A 13,535-nucleotide genomic window follows, 5' to 3' on the forward strand; every position below is an offset into this window, starting at 1 on the left:
TGGGTCATGAAAGAGATCACCATAGAAACGCTTGCCTTGGGCGTCGCCACCGTAACGCTCAATCGTCCCGAGGTTCACAATGCCCTGGACGACGAGGTCATCGAACAGTTGACACGAACCTTTCGCCGGATTGGATGCGATCCTGCCGTGCGCGTCGTCGTGCTGCGTTCGAACGGTGGGACGTTTTCGGCCGGTGCTGATCTCGGCTGGATGCAACGAGCCGCGCACATGCCGCAGGCAGAAAATCTCGCCGAGGCGATGTCACTCGCCGAGATGCTGAGCACCATCGAGCGATGTCCGAAACCGACGATCGCGGCGGTTCAAGGGCCGGCGATGGGTGGCGGGGTCGGCCTGGTCGCGGCATGCGATATCGCCATCGCGTCCAGTTCGGCCTATTTCTGCTTGTCCGAGGTTCGTTTTGGTCTCGTTCCGGCGGTGATCAGCCCCTATGTGCTGGCAGCGATCGGCGAGCGTGCGGCCCGGCGTTACTTCCTGACCGCCGAGCGCCTATCCGCCGAAGAGGCGCAGCGTCTGGGGCTCGTCCATGAAATCGCTGCACCGCAGCAGCTTGACGGCAAAATTACCCAGATCATTGCCCATCTGCGCAAGTGTGGTCCCGAAGCGGTCGCGGCGGCCAAGGAGCTGATCCGCTCGGTTGCCCGTCGCCCGACCGACGATTTCGTCGTTCATGATACGGCAATGCGCATTGCCCGCCAGCGCACGAGCGAAGAAGGCCGCGAGGGCATCAAGGCCTTCTTAGAAAAGCGCAAACCCGCCTGGGTGATCTGAGCTGCGGCGATTTGACCTGCCGGTGTTCGACAAGCTGGCAATTGCCGGCGGTGGTGAGATCGCCTGTCGTATCATGACCTCGGCCCGGCGGATGGGGATCGCCACGGTTGCAGTCTGTCCTGACGCCGAAATATCCGCCCTGCACGTGGCGATGGCCGACGAGAGATGGTGGACGACCCGCCGCCGCGCTGCATGGCTTTCACGAGCGCAGGTGATCCATGCGGGCTACGGATTCCTTGCTGAGAAGGGGTCGCTACACGCAGCTAACTTTCGTGTAGCGATCCCGAGAACGCCGATTTCGCCCCTGCCTGTCGCAGAGCTGCTCTCGTCTTCGTCGACCCACCAACGGGCGCAACCGGTCTCGGCTGCTGCCCCTGGGCCACCGGGGCATGCGGCAATCTCGTCGGCGAGCATCTGGTCTATTTGCTCGACAGCCTCGGCACGGCGTCCGGTTGGTGGATTGCGCTGAGTGGGCGCAAGGCGGTCGCGAAAAATCGGCACGCCGCGCGTGTGCGCCATTCGAAGGTTAGCGCGGCGCGGTGGCGAGTTGTTCGCGGAGGACCTGCGCCTCCGGGCGCATCGGATTCGCTCGCTGGAGGTCGACAAGCAGCGCTGCGGCTGCGGGTGCGTCGATGTAAGAGAGCTGGCGGGCAATCGCCAGCAGCGGACGATAGGCCGGATCGAAGTCGGGGCTGACGCGTACGATGGCCAGCAACTCCGGCGCGAGGGTGCGGGCGACGGTGCGGACGTCGGCCGACGGCAGCGGGCGCAGACCCGCTAGTAAAAACTGCCGTCGCGCCTGCCAATAGGCGGCCAGGCGTGAAGCGGCGAGACGTGAGGCGGCGCTTGGGGCGTCCGCCGGCAAAATCTCTCCCGGCTGGGGCTGGAGGCGATCAATCAGGGTCAGCAGCCGCTCCGCCGGCCTCTCGCGCAAGGCGTAGGCCGCGCGCGGCGCATCGAAGAGGACGACCGGCCGGTCATCGGTGTTCAGTGGTCCCGGTCCGGCGAACCTGCGCAATGTCTCGGCTCCGCCGAGGTAAAGGCCGAACAAGGCGAGCGAATCGCTCAGGCCCTCGGCGTCGAGGGTAACGCCGATCCCGTCGGCCTGCGCCCGGCGCTCGAGCCAAGCGTCATCGCGGCGGATCGGTGCGGTGGTGCCGACAAGGGCGACGATCGGCGTTTCGAGACTGAAAGTGGCAAGGAAGGCGTCGGCGTCGGGAAAAACGTCGAGAAACGTGCGAACGATGACTTGCAGGGTTGGAAGGTCAAGCTGGTGCAGCGGCAGCCACTGGCAGAAAAGGCCGCCCGGCGCGAGACGCGCGCGCACCGCCGCGAAATGCTCGCGGGTATATAGGAAGCCCGCACCGTCGATCCACGGATGGAACAGGTCGGCGACGATGACGTCGTAACCGGCGTTCGTGGCGCGGACGAAGCGGCGCGCATCGGCGACGTGCAGCGCGAGGTTGGGATCGGCGCCGAGATCGCCGGTAGCGGCGGCGAATTCCGGTAGGAGATCGACGATCTCGGGGACGAGTTCGACGGCTTCGCTGCGCAGCCCCGGATACTGAGCCGCCGCCGCCAGCGTTGCGCCGGTGCCGAGACCGAGGAACAGCGCGCTCCGTGGCTCCGGGTGCAGCAGCAGCGGGATCAGTGCCTCGCGATGGTCCGAGCGCTGCGAGACGGTCCCGCCCATGCGGAAGTGGCTGTTGACCTGCAGGTGGCGCTCGCCTTGCGCGTCGGTAATCACGCTCACGCCCGCCATAACGCCGTCGGCATGGGCGATGAGATTGCCACCCGGCGGCACGCGGATAAAGCGTAGCGGCGGGGCGAAGAGCAGCAATCCGAGGGCGAGGAGTACCACGACACCGGCGGCCCCCATTTGAGGTCGGGCAAGCGAGCGAGGCGTGAGGGAACGCGGCCAGAGCACGGCGGCAAGAAGGTAGCCGAGCGCGGTGATCACGAGTGCCGTCTTCGCCCCGATCTGCGGCAGCAGGAGGACGCCGAACAACAACGGCGCCAGTGCCCCTCCCAGCATGTTGATGCCGAGTGCACGCCCGAAGCCGCCACCGGCCGAGCGGACAGCCTGTGCCAGGTGGCTGAACAGCGCACCCATGCACACGGTTGGCGGGAAAAAAATCGCCAGCGCGACAATTGCCTCGGCGAGGATCGCGCCACCCAAAGGTGCGACGGCGGCGCGCGCGGCCCACACGCGCACCATCGCATGCACGCTGGGCGCCGCCCACAGCGCTGTCGTGCCGGCGACGCAGGTCGCGGCGGTGGCCAGCAGCAGTGCCCGTGCCGTGCGTCCGATATCCAAGCGCGGTTGCGCCCGCTGATAGGCCGCAGCACCGATAGCCGTGCCGAGGAGGTAGACGCACAGGACCGCGGCGAAGGTGTAGACCGTGTTCTCGAGGATCTGACTGAGGACGCGGACGACGAGGACCTCGTAACCGAGACCAAGGCAGCCGGTGACGAACAGCACGGCAAGGCAATGCCCCCGGTTCGCCTCCCGGTCCGCCTCTTGGCCCTCAGTGCCGCTTGCACCTTGCGGCAGCGAGCGGGGTGCCGCTGATCGTCGCTCCACCGGTCGTCGCCCCTGCGGTCCCGCGATGTGGGCCGGGCCGATGAGCATGGCCGCTGCGCACGCGGCGTTAATGCCGGCAAAAACGACGAGAGACGTCGAAAAACCGAGAGCCGGGGCGATAACGGTGGTGGCGATCCCGGTGCCGGCGACGGCGCCGAAGGTGTTCGCCGCGTAGGTCGCACCGACCCAGCGGTTGCCTCGGCCCATGCCCGTAATCAGTCGCTCGAGCGCCGGAAGTGTTCCGCCCATCGCCGCGGTCGCCGGCAGCAGCAACAAGAAGGGCAGGGCGAAGGCAACGCTCCACTGCAGCACCGGCGCGGGATCGGTGCCGAGCAGGCGCGGCGCGAGGCCGCTCGCCCAGGGGATGAGGTGCGCGAGGGCGAGCGCCGAGGCGCCGATGATGAGCTCCAGGGCGGCATACCAGCGTCGCGGAACGCGGCTGGCACAGATCCACCGGTCGAGCGTCCAGGCGCCAAGCGCAAGACCGATGAAGAACGCGGCGATGACGGCAAGGACGGCAAAAATCTCGTGCCCGAGTGTCACGCTCAGCATGCGCGTCCAGACGATCTCATAACCGAGGCCGGCGAAACCGGACAGGAAGCTCAGAACAAGCAGGCCGACGACCGCTGATTTGCCCGTGAGCGATTGGCCTGCCGGCCCTTGGGGTATCGGCTCTTTGGTCGTCGGCGCTGGCGCACCGTCGGCGACGACGGGAAGGGTGGAGGAGGGAGAATCCATGAACGCCAGAACGTACGAAGAGGGGAGCCCTGCCGCGGGCTCCTCTCCAATTCGATCGCGGTTGCGGCACCGGGTGGGGAAGAATGCGGCGATCCGCCCCTGAGCGCCCCCAAGGTGCCGTCGAACAACAGCCGGGTTGACTAGCCTTGCGTCTTCGCCGCCGCCGCGCGCGCCACCGTCGAGCCGGCAACCTTGATGAAGATCGGGTTCGTATAGAACCACAGATCGGCCCAGGCTTCGACGTCGTAGTTGACGATCTTCACACCGTCGCCGCGGTCGAGATGGGCCGGGCAGGCGGCATCGGTGCACAGGATGTTGTCGGCGTTGCTATCGGCCAGCGGGTTGCCGTCGGCGTCGGTTTCGTTCGGCGTGCCATACGGCAGGTTCGTGCCGCGGGCGCGGACGTACATGTCCTTCTGCACATTGTGCAGGACATAGGAGATGACCCGCTGGTCGCCGTTCACCTTCCACCACGTGGTGTCGTTGAAGGTGGCGACGATCTTGGTCGAAGCGTTGGTCGGGTTGGTGTAGTTCGCGTCCGACGGATCGATCTTACCGGTGACGTCGCCGGCGATGAGATCGACGTGATCGAGCACCGGAGCGTTCAGCGGCTGGTTGATGCCAATCTGAAGCAAGGACGGGTTCGGGAACGAATAGGGGCTGTGGTTGGTGCCACTCGGATCGGTGACGTACAGCCAGACCCGCACGTCCGAGCCGGCAGGAACGGTCAGCGTTTCGCCCATCGTCGCCCGCTCGTTCGGGCAATTGCCGTAGATGCACGCCTGGAACTTCAGGTCGTTGGCGATCAGATCGCCTTGCACGGAGTAGGCATTGCCGCTGCGCAGCTTGTCGACGACCTTTTGTGCGGTCAGCTTCGGATTGGCGGCATAGATGTAGGACTTCTGGTATTCGCCGGGACAGAAGTCGCCCGTCGTTGCCGTGTCGAACGGGGAGAAGATGCCGCGGTTGTGCCAGTCGGACGACGCGAAGAACCACCAGTTGCGGCCCTCGCCGAGCAGCGCGTCCCACATGCCGCCGACCTTGGCAGCGTAATAGCCGGTGCCGCCGTAGGTGCCGCCGAAGGTCCGGCTCGGGGTGTAGCCGCCGCGATTGCCGACCGCCTGGTGCCCCGGCTGGCTCTCAAAGCCAAAGGAGACGTCCGGGCCAGCGTTGTTGTAATCGCGGAAGTGCTCGACGTTCCAGCCGGCGTTGCCGTTCGGATCAAACGGGCCTTGCCGTTCGACGTGCGCCGGGACGTTGTAGGAGGTCGTCGGATAATTGGCTTGCATCCACTCGACGCTCTTCACCGCCTTCGGATGTCCGCCGGCATCGTTGCCGGCGCCGTTGGGGATCTTGCCCGTCCAGCCCTGGCCGCCGCCCTCGCTGGTGTCGTCGTCGTCGCGGTCGAAGAGGTATTCAAATTCGGCCATGGCATTGGCATTGCCGATCGCGCCGCTCTTTGGAAACTGGCCGGCAATGATCGTCGTGCTGGCGTGCTCGTGGCCGGGAACGATCGTCTCGAGGCCCTGGTAGACGACCTTGCCGATTTCCTTGTGAGCCTTGAAGTCCTCAGGATAGTTGAATTCCTGAATGCTCTGCCAGCGCCACATCGCCTGGATGCCGCCATCCTCGACGTAGTCGCCCTTGATCGCCGAGGCGCCGATGGTATCGACCCAAAACTCGCCGTCGCCGGTCGCCGGACCGTCATATTCCGGATCGCTGAAGCGGCAATCGCGAGTGTAAGCCCCGCCGTGGCCGGAGTCCGACATCCAGTCGAGGTCGTAGGTGAGCAGCGACTGGTCGATCAGCACGCGGACCGATGTCGAACCGTCCGAGCACGTCGTATGGTTGTGAAAATCACCCGCCCAGTAGGTGAGTTCGTTCGCCTGAACCGCAGCGGCGGGGAATCCCAGGACCAGAGCGGCCAGGGCCACGCCGGACATAAGATTGCGCGTGATTATCGAGTTTTGCATATCCCTCCTCCATCGAGCGACCGGAACACCACGGTGCGCCCATGCTCCCCAGCGATCGGCGCGTCATTGCGACTATCTAGCGCTTTCACGTGAATGAGCGGCGAAGCCAGGATGAAGGTTCGATGACCGTCTGGTGACGGCCGGAAGAATTCTCGCAATGCGGGCGGAGCGGGCGTTGACTCCGGTCATGGCGGGGGCTTCTTTGCCGCTGTCGGCGGTGGCGCCGACGGCGATCCGCCCGTGCGTGATCGTCGCGGCGATTTGAGACCGCTGCTTCTGATCATGAGACCGGAGCTTCGATCTGCAGGGATGAAGACCACGCTGCGTTCGGCACGGCGTGAACCGCTGTTGCACTTTCTCGTCCTCGGACTGCTGATCCTCGCCGTCGATGCCGTGGCACATCCGCGCAGTGGCGATCGTGACATCGTCGTCGATGCGGCGGTGATCCGTGATCTGTCGACGCAGTTCGAAACCAGCCGTGGCCGCCCGCCGACGCGCCCGGAGCTGAACGAGCTGATCGATGGCTGGACGATCAACGAAATCCTTTATCGTGAAGGACGCGCGCTCGGCCTCGACAAGGGCGACGACATGATCCGCGAGCGGGTGATCCACAAGATGCGGCTTGTCGTCTTCAACAACGTCGTGATCGAGCCGCCGACGGACGCCGAACTGCGCGCCTGGTACGAGGAGCATCGCTCGCGCTTCGGTGAGCCGGAGCGCTATGACTTTTTTGACGTACGCGTCGACGGGCATGGCGAGGAGGCCCGCCGGCTCGCCGAGGAGACGCTCCGCGCCATCACCGAAGGCAAAGAGCCGGAATCGCTGCGGGAGCGCGTACGCGTCTATCGCGAACGGCCGCGCGAGACGGTTGTCGCCGCGTTCGACGAGGCTTTCGCCGACGCGCTGACCCAGTTGCCACGCGGCGAATGGCAGGCGGTTCCGTACCACGACGAATGGCATATCGTCCGCGTCGATGCGATCATCGCAGCGAAGCCTGTGGACTTCGATCTTGCCCGCCAGCAGATCGAAAGCGAATGGCATGATGACCGCCAGCGGCATCTGGCGCTAAGCGCGGTCAAGGAACTCGGCACCAACTACGAGGTTCACCGGCCGGAGGAAGGCGGATGACCCATATGGTCTTCGCCCGGCGGCCTGCCCGGCGCGGTAATGCCGTGGTGCGGCTGATCCTCTTCTGGCTGGTCGGAATTGCGTTTCCGCTTATCGCAACGCCGCCCGCCTTCGGCCACGAGCTGTCAATGGCGGTGCTGTCGCTGAAGGAATTTCGCCCTGGTGTATTCATCGGCCGCTGGACGCTGACGTCGGGCCTCGACGAACAGGGCTTATCGCCGGTTTTTCCCTCGCACTGCACGTGGGTTGCCCCGCGCCTTGATTGTGGCGAGCGCGGGTTGAACGGAACCCTCGGGTTCGAGGGGATGGGAAGCAAGCAGTCGGCGGTGATGTTTCGGGTGACGCTTCTCGACAAGAGCACGCGCACGTACACGCTGACGCCGGCAAGCCCGACGCTGACGGTCACGCAGGACCCGGGCCACAACTTCACCGGCTGGCGCGAAATCGCCGATACCTACATCACCCTCGGTATCGATCACATTCTGCTTGGTGTCGATCACCTGCTGTTCGTTCTCGGGCTGATCTGGCTGGTGCGCAGCACGCGGATGCTGATCAAGACAATCTCCGCGTTTACCGTCGCCCACAGCCTGACGCTGGCAGCGGCAACCTTCGGCTGGATCGTCGTTCCCGAGCGGGCGGTCAACGCCGCGATCGCGCTCAGCATCGTCTTTGTCGGTGTCGAGATCGTCAAGCTGCAGGGGGGTCAGGTGGGGCTGACGGCACGCCATCCCTGGGCGGTCGCCTTCTCCTTCGGTCTGCTGCACGGCCTCGGCTTCGCCAGCGCGTTGAGCACGCTCGGTATCCCGCAGGCGACACTGCCGTTCGCGCTTTTGTTCTTCAATCTCGGTGTCGAGATCGGCCAGATCGCCTTCGTGCTCCTCGTTCTCGCCGTGATGTGGGCACACCGGACGGTGCAGGCGCAGGCGCCCCGATGGTGCGCGCCGGTGCCCGCCTACGCCATCGGCGCCGTCGCCAGCTTCTGGTTCCTAACCCGCATGGGAAAAATCTTCATAACCTGAAGGAGGGGTAGGGTGTCGCAAATCATTCGCAACCGATGGCTCGCGCTCGTCTGGGGCGTGATCGTTCTGCTGGCAGCCCAGCCGGCTTTTGCCCACCAGCAGGCGGGCGTCGCCGGTGGATTTGTCAGCGGATTCTCCCATCCGCTGTTTGGCCCGGATCACCTCGTCGCCATGGTTGCCGTCGGCCTGTGGGGCGCCCAGCTTGGCCGCCCGGGAATCTGGGTTCTGCCCATCACCTTCCCGCTGGTGATGGCGGTCGGCGGTCTGCTGGGGGTGACGGGGGTGCCGCTGCCGGCGGTCGAGATCGTCATCGCCCTGTCCGCCATCGTGCTGGGGCTCGTTGTCGCATTACGGGTGCGCGCACCCTTTTGGATCGCCGCGATCCTCGCCGGCATCTTCGCCATCTTCCACGGCTACGCGCACGGTCAGGAACTGCCGGCGGCCGCCAATCCGGTCGCTTACGGTGTAGGGTTTGTTCTCGCCACCGGCCTCTTGCATCTGCTCGGCATCGCCATCGGCACCTTGATTGCCTGGCCGATGGGCGAACGGCTCGTGCGCGCCTGTGGTCTCGTCATCGCCATCGTCGGCAGCTACTTCCTCTACGCCACCTTCGGTCCGGTGGCCTGACCATGGGGGGCCTGACCATGAGGGGCCCGAGCATGAGGGGCCCGAGCATGGGTGGGTTCGTTCGGATCGGCCTGCTCGCCGTTTTCCTGCTGGCGCCGGCGGCGGCGCAAGCGCACCTTGTCAGTACCCGGTTCGGCGACTTCTACGGCGGCGCCATGCACCCGCTGACGGCGATGGAGCACGCCCTGCCCTGGCTTGCCATCGGTATCCTCGCCGGCATGCAGGGCCCGCGGACCGGCCGCTGGATCCTGCTCGCCTTTCCGCTCGGGTTGTTCGTCGGCGCCGCGCTCGCCTGGTTCGTGCCGACGGAACCCATCGTCTCGCAGGCGAACATCGCCTCCTTTGCCGTGGTAGGATTGCTGGTTGCCGCCGCTTGGCCGCTGCCGGCACCCGTCCTCATCGCCGCCGGCCTGGTGTTCGGTCTAACCCACGGCTACGAGAACGGCACGGCGATGACGCCCGCAACCAATCACCTGCTGTTCATCCTCGGCGTGACCACCGTCGGCTGGGTCTTCATTGCCCTGACAACGGCGTTGACGACCGCCTTCCTGCAGTCAAACGTTGGCTGGCGGCGGATCGGCGTGCGCGCCGTCGGCAGCTGGATAGCCGCCGTTGGCATCATGCTGATCGGGTTTCGCTTCGTTGCCCGCTAACCCGCGTTCCGGCTGGCTTGCGACGGCTACGCCCGGCTAGCGCGCGATCCAGACCGAGACGGTGCGGTCGTTGCAGCGAAAGGCACCGTTGCCGCCGGCATCGGTCGTAACCGTACCGCCGACGGTGCCGACGACTTCGGCGAAGGTGGTGTTGGGCCGTCCTGTCTGCATGGTCTTGCTGCCGCCCGGCCCGTCGGACATCACCACCGCAAGGCCGTTCGGATGATCGGTGTCGCCTGCGCGCGTCCAGCCGATGACGTTGCCGTCGTCGAGGTAGTCGGTCTGCTGGCCGTAGGCGTGGTCGCGGCGCGCCGCCAGCAAGGCATCGAGGATCGAGCGCATGGCGGTCCGCCCGCCACCGCCGTAGTAGTCGGGATAGAAGACGCACGGATAGCCGCCCTCGCGCAGCAGGATTAAGGCGTAGGCGTGCGGACGGAACCATTCCGGAACCGCGTCGTCCTGACGGTTTTGCTGGTGGGTGTCGTGATTGTCGATAAAGGTGACCGCCAGTTCCGGGTCTTGTGCGACCAGCGTGCCGTTGAACACCTGGCGCATGTCGAGCCCGCCGCTCGCCCGGCCGAGATCGCGCATGGCGAACTGCAGCGGGAAGTCGAACAGCGCCATCCGCCGGCCGGTCTGCTCGATGAACCAGCGCAGCGTTGCAACATTGCCGGTGAAGTATTCGCCAACGGCAAACAGCGAACTCCGCGCCGTGCGAACATGGTCAAGCCATTCGACGAAAAAGGGGAAGCGTATGTGCTTGACAGCATCCAGACGGAAGCCATCGACGGCGAGCGCCTGCAGAATCCAGTCGCCCCAGGCGCGCAATTCGGCGCGGATTTCATCTCGATCCATATCGAGGTCATCGAACATCAGGTAATCGTAATTGCCGCGCTCGGGATCGACCGGCGTATCAAAGGTCTTGTCGCGCAGGCGAAAAAGCGAGCGATCGCCCGTGCGCTGATCGAAATCGACGGCGTCGAAGTGATACCAGTGCCACTGAAAACCAGAGTAGGTCGCTCCGCGCCCGGGAAAGGTGAACTGGGTCCAGGCTTCGATGTCGCGCGCCGGGCCGACGTCGATGTTGCGGTTGTCGCTGGAAACCGGGGTGGCTGAAACCACCTCGGTGCCGTCGGCGCCACCCTTGTGGTTGAAGACCGTATCAAGATAGACTTGCAGGCTTGCCTGATGCATCGCCTGCACCGCGGCCGTCAGTTGCGCGCGCGTACCGTATTTGGTGCGGACCGCGCCTTTCTGGTCGAACTCGCCGAGATCGAAGAGATCATAGGTCGCATAGCCGACATCGCGCGGCCCGTCCATCGCCTTGCATGGCGACGGCAGCCACAGGGCGGTAAAGCCGGCGGCGGCGAGCGCGTCGGCGTTGGCCGCCAGTTCGTCCCACAGCCGCCCGTCGTCGGGATAGTCCCAATGGAACGCCTGCATCATCGTACCGTTGATCGTCGGCATGATGTCGATTCCCCCTGATCACGCGACACGCTGAATCGAGCGGCGGATCGTTATTGACGTTGCAGCACCAGAACGCTGTTCGCCGGAATGTTGATGGTGATGACGCCGCCGGAGGAGGCGATGGCGCCGCCGTTGAGCATGCTGGTGCCGCCGTACGTATCGGCGTCGCTGTTGAAGATCTCGCGCCACTGGCCGTCGGCGATGCGGGTGTCCTGAATCCGGTAGCCGTTGCGGAACGACCAGTCGTTCAGACAGCCGACGACCAGCATCTCCTCGCCCATCGTCCAGCAGCGGAAGACGAGGATCCGGTTCTGGTCGTGCACGTGCACCGTCTCGCACTGGTGCGAGCGGAAGGCGGGGTGGGCGCGGCGGAGCCGCAGGACGTCCTGGTAGAAGCGGAAGAGGCGCGCGCCCGAGTTCGCGCGCAGCGCCTGGAAATCCTCGCGATGGTCGAGAAAGTCGTCAAAACGGTAGGGTTGCTGTGCACCCACCTCCTCGCCCATGAAGAACATCGGTACGCCCGGCGCCAGCAGGGTGATGCCGGCGGCGAAGTGCACGCGGGCCTCGGCGTAGCGCCGCGTCTCGCCCTCGAGGACGGCCCCGTTGACCGCGGCGACGATGGTCCGCGCCGAGTGGACGTCCTGGCCGTTTTCTTGATAGTAGGAATTGCCGGCCTCGTCGTGGGACTCGTGATAGATCACCCGGCCGTTGGCCGAAGCCGTCAGTGCGCCGGCGAACCAGGTCATGCTCAGCGGCCGATTATCGCCGTAGCCGGCGAAATGCAGCAGGCGGGCCCGGCTCGAATCGTTCTGCGCGTCGCCGATCAGGTGATGGTAGTAGTCGGCGTACCACACCGCATCGAAGCCCATGCCGCCCTGATCCAGCGACTGGGTGACCGCAGCCCAGCCTGAATGGTCCTCTGCGGTCAGGAAGACGTTCGGGCGGATCAGCCGCAAGGTGCGCGACCACTCGCGCAGGAACTTGGCGCCGAAGATGCGCGCGTTGTTGGCGGCGCGGCCGTCGGCGTGCAGCACCGCGTAGGAATGGATCGAGGTCGTCTGGTCGACGCGGAAGCCGTCGACGTGGAATTCGCTCATTAGGGCGGCGGCGCTGGAGATGAACATCTTGCGCACCATCTCGTCCCAGAACCGCGGCGCGTAGCCGGTCGACATGTTGTCGATGAAGCCGCCGCTGCCCGGCGGGTTGGCGTTGGGGTAGTCCGAGGCGCGCCCCTCGTACCAGAAGTAGATGTTGCTCTCGGGCGTATTCGAATCGTAGGCCCATTCGGCCCGCTCGCCGTCATGGGTGAAGTGGTTGTAGACGACGTCGAAGATCACCGCGATGCCGCGCTGGTGGCAGGCCTTGACGAAGTGCTTGAACTGGTCGCGCCCGCCACCGGCATATTCGATCGCAAGGTAATGCGAGGTGCCGTAGCCCCAGCCGGCCCAGCCCTCGTACTCGGAGAACGGCATCAGCTCGACGGCGGTGATGCCGAGGTCGGCGAGGTAATCGAGCATCTGCATGGCGTCGTCGAGCATGCCGCGCGGATTGCGCCCGGCACCGAGGCCGTCGACGTGCAGTTCATAGATGACGAGCTCGTCGAGCCGCGTCGGCATCGGCCGATCGGCGCGAAACTCGTCCGCCCAGAACGCCGCGTCGCTCTGCCACTGGGTTTCCGGCCAGACCGGCTGGCCTTGCGCGTCGAGCTGGCGAAATGGCTCGACCACTTGCTCCGGATCGACGACGACAGAGCAGCTCTTGGCGCCGTCGAGGTCCTGGCGCCGGCCGCTCCAGCCTTGCGGGTTGGTCTCGGGATCAATGCGGCCGCTGCCGAGCTGGCAGCGCGAATAGAGATCGGTGCGATAGGCGACCTGCCCGTCGTCCTTGGTGATGCGGAACATATAGGGCGTATGATCGAAACGGGCGAAATCGGAGAGCTCCGGCGCGTCGTCGATATCCGTTGCCCAAACGCCGTCCTCGACGTGGTGCATGGGAATCGCGGCGGTGACGCCACGACCGTCGTTCCAGATGTAGCCGCCAGCGACCTCGCCGCGGACAAGCTCGACGTTGCGCGCGTTCGGCGCCCAAACGGCGAAGCGAATGCCCGGTTGCGCCACACCGTCGGCGAACTGCTTGTTGGCGCCAAGGCGCCGGCAATGGGTCAGGTAGTAAGTGACGATCTGATCGGCACCGCTGAGCACGAAGCTGCGGTTGCGCGTGGTCGACGCCGGATCGTCGATCTCGCTGGTGATACCCCACACCTCGGGGTTCTGTTGCGTCGACAGCACCACGCCCCACTGGAACGTCCGGCCGATCTGGCTGTCGTCGAGGCGAACGAGCAGGCGAAAGGCGGGGCAGCCGTCGTCAGCGGTGAACGCTTGCATCGGCATGCTTGCCCACTGATCGGACAGAAGCCCCTGGCCGTTCCAGCTGCCGGTCAGCCGGGCGCCGAGGAAGAGTGTGTCGCGCAGCCCGGTCCGGTATTCGAAATGCACGGGTATCAACGCCATGACAGTCCTCCGTGATGGAATCGCAAGCGAACCTCCCGACGCGAGCC

Annotated in this window: 10 protein-coding genes; 6 read left to right on the plus strand and 4 right to left on the minus strand. The window is 65.5% G+C overall.

From position 1 onward, the window contains the following. Positions 1–6: 6 nt before the first annotated feature. Both IPK66_10440 and IPK66_10445 read left to right on the plus strand, forming a co-directional pair. Positions 7–789 carry an enoyl-CoA hydratase/isomerase family protein gene (locus IPK66_10440; protein ID MBK8175654.1) on the plus strand — a complete coding sequence of 261 codons (783 nt, stop codon included), beginning with the start codon at positions 7–9 and terminating at the stop codon, positions 787–789. 22 nt (positions 790–811) lie between these two features. Continuing rightward, a complete protein-coding gene (locus IPK66_10445; protein ID MBK8175655.1) occupies positions 812–1,258 on the plus strand; it encodes a hypothetical protein in 447 nt (148 codons plus the stop codon). A 57-nt stretch (positions 1,259–1,315) separates the two neighbouring features. Here IPK66_10445 and IPK66_10450 read toward each other — a convergent pair whose 3' ends face one another. Next, the gene (locus IPK66_10450) at positions 1,316–4,111 is read right to left on the minus strand and encodes a fused MFS/spermidine synthase (GenBank protein MBK8175656.1); all 2,796 of its coding nucleotides are present in this window, start codon (positions 4,109–4,111) and stop codon (positions 1,316–1,318) included. A gap of 140 nt (positions 4,112–4,251) precedes the next feature. Then, entirely contained in the window at positions 4,252–6,084 is a 1,833-nt protein-coding gene (locus IPK66_10455; GenBank protein ID MBK8175657.1) for a hypothetical protein, read from the minus strand. Between the two features lie 309 nt (positions 6,085–6,393). On the opposite strand from IPK66_10455, the gene IPK66_10460 reads away from it, so the two are divergent. Genes IPK66_10460 through IPK66_10475 form a run of 4 tightly spaced genes read left to right on the plus strand, consistent with a single transcriptional unit; the run spans position 6,394 to position 9,511 of the window. Continuing rightward, positions 6,394–7,212, plus strand: a complete 819-nt coding sequence (locus tag IPK66_10460) for a peptidyl-prolyl cis-trans isomerase (protein MBK8175658.1) — start codon at positions 6,394–6,396, stop codon at positions 7,210–7,212. Between the two features lie 5 nt (positions 7,213–7,217). Next, the gene (locus IPK66_10465) at positions 7,218–8,231 is read left to right on the plus strand and encodes a HupE/UreJ family protein (GenBank protein MBK8175659.1); all 1,014 of its coding nucleotides are present in this window, start codon (positions 7,218–7,220) and stop codon (positions 8,229–8,231) included. A gap of 24 nt (positions 8,232–8,255) precedes the next feature. Continuing rightward, positions 8,256–8,858: a HupE/UreJ family protein gene (locus IPK66_10470; protein ID MBK8175660.1), complete on the plus strand. Its 603-nt coding sequence runs from the start codon at positions 8,256–8,258 to the stop codon at positions 8,856–8,858. Positions 8,859–8,905: 47 nt separating this feature from the next. Continuing rightward, positions 8,906–9,511, plus strand: coding sequence for a HupE/UreJ family protein (locus IPK66_10475; GenBank protein ID MBK8175661.1), 606 nt, complete (start codon positions 8,906–8,908; stop codon positions 9,509–9,511). 36 nt (positions 9,512–9,547) lie between these two features. Here the strand turns inward: IPK66_10475 and IPK66_10480 are convergent, their stop codons facing one another. Further along, a complete protein-coding gene (locus tag IPK66_10480; protein ID MBK8175662.1) occupies positions 9,548–10,978 on the minus strand; it encodes an alpha-amylase in 1,431 nt (476 codons plus the stop codon). A gap of 50 nt (positions 10,979–11,028) precedes the next feature. Next, positions 11,029–13,488 (minus strand): alpha amylase C-terminal domain-containing protein, encoded by a 2,460-nt coding sequence (locus IPK66_10485; protein ID MBK8175663.1) that lies wholly within the window; start codon positions 13,486–13,488, stop codon positions 11,029–11,031. Positions 13,489–13,535: the final 47 nt, after the last annotated feature.

The sequence above is a fragment of the Rhodospirillales bacterium genome (genome assembly GCA_016712595.1).
Taxonomy (GTDB): domain Bacteria; phylum Pseudomonadota; class Alphaproteobacteria; order Rhodospirillales; family Defluviicoccaceae; genus Defluviicoccus.

Excerpts from the sequence above, each read along its gene's own strand:
- IPK66_10440 (MBK8175654.1), top strand. The coding sequence starts at position 7 with ATGAAAGAGATCACCATAGAAACGCTTGCCTTGGGCGTCGCCACCGTA.
- IPK66_10450 (MBK8175656.1), bottom strand. The coding sequence starts at position 4,111 with ATGGATTCTCCCTCCTCCACCCTTCCCGTCGTCGCCGACGGTGCGCCA.
- IPK66_10480 (MBK8175662.1), bottom strand. The coding sequence starts at position 10,978 with ATGCCGACGATCAACGGTACGATGATGCAGGCGTTCCATTGGGACTAT.
- IPK66_10475 (MBK8175661.1), top strand. The coding sequence starts at position 8,906 with ATGGGTGGGTTCGTTCGGATCGGCCTGCTCGCCGTTTTCCTGCTGGCG.
- IPK66_10455 (MBK8175657.1), bottom strand. The coding sequence starts at position 6,084 with ATGCAAAACTCGATAATCACGCGCAATCTTATGTCCGGCGTGGCCCTG.
- IPK66_10485 (MBK8175663.1), bottom strand. The coding sequence starts at position 13,488 with ATGGCGTTGATACCCGTGCATTTCGAATACCGGACCGGGCTGCGCGAC.
- IPK66_10460 (MBK8175658.1), top strand. The coding sequence starts at position 6,394 with ATGAAGACCACGCTGCGTTCGGCACGGCGTGAACCGCTGTTGCACTTT.
- IPK66_10465 (MBK8175659.1), top strand. The coding sequence starts at position 7,218 with ATGGTCTTCGCCCGGCGGCCTGCCCGGCGCGGTAATGCCGTGGTGCGG.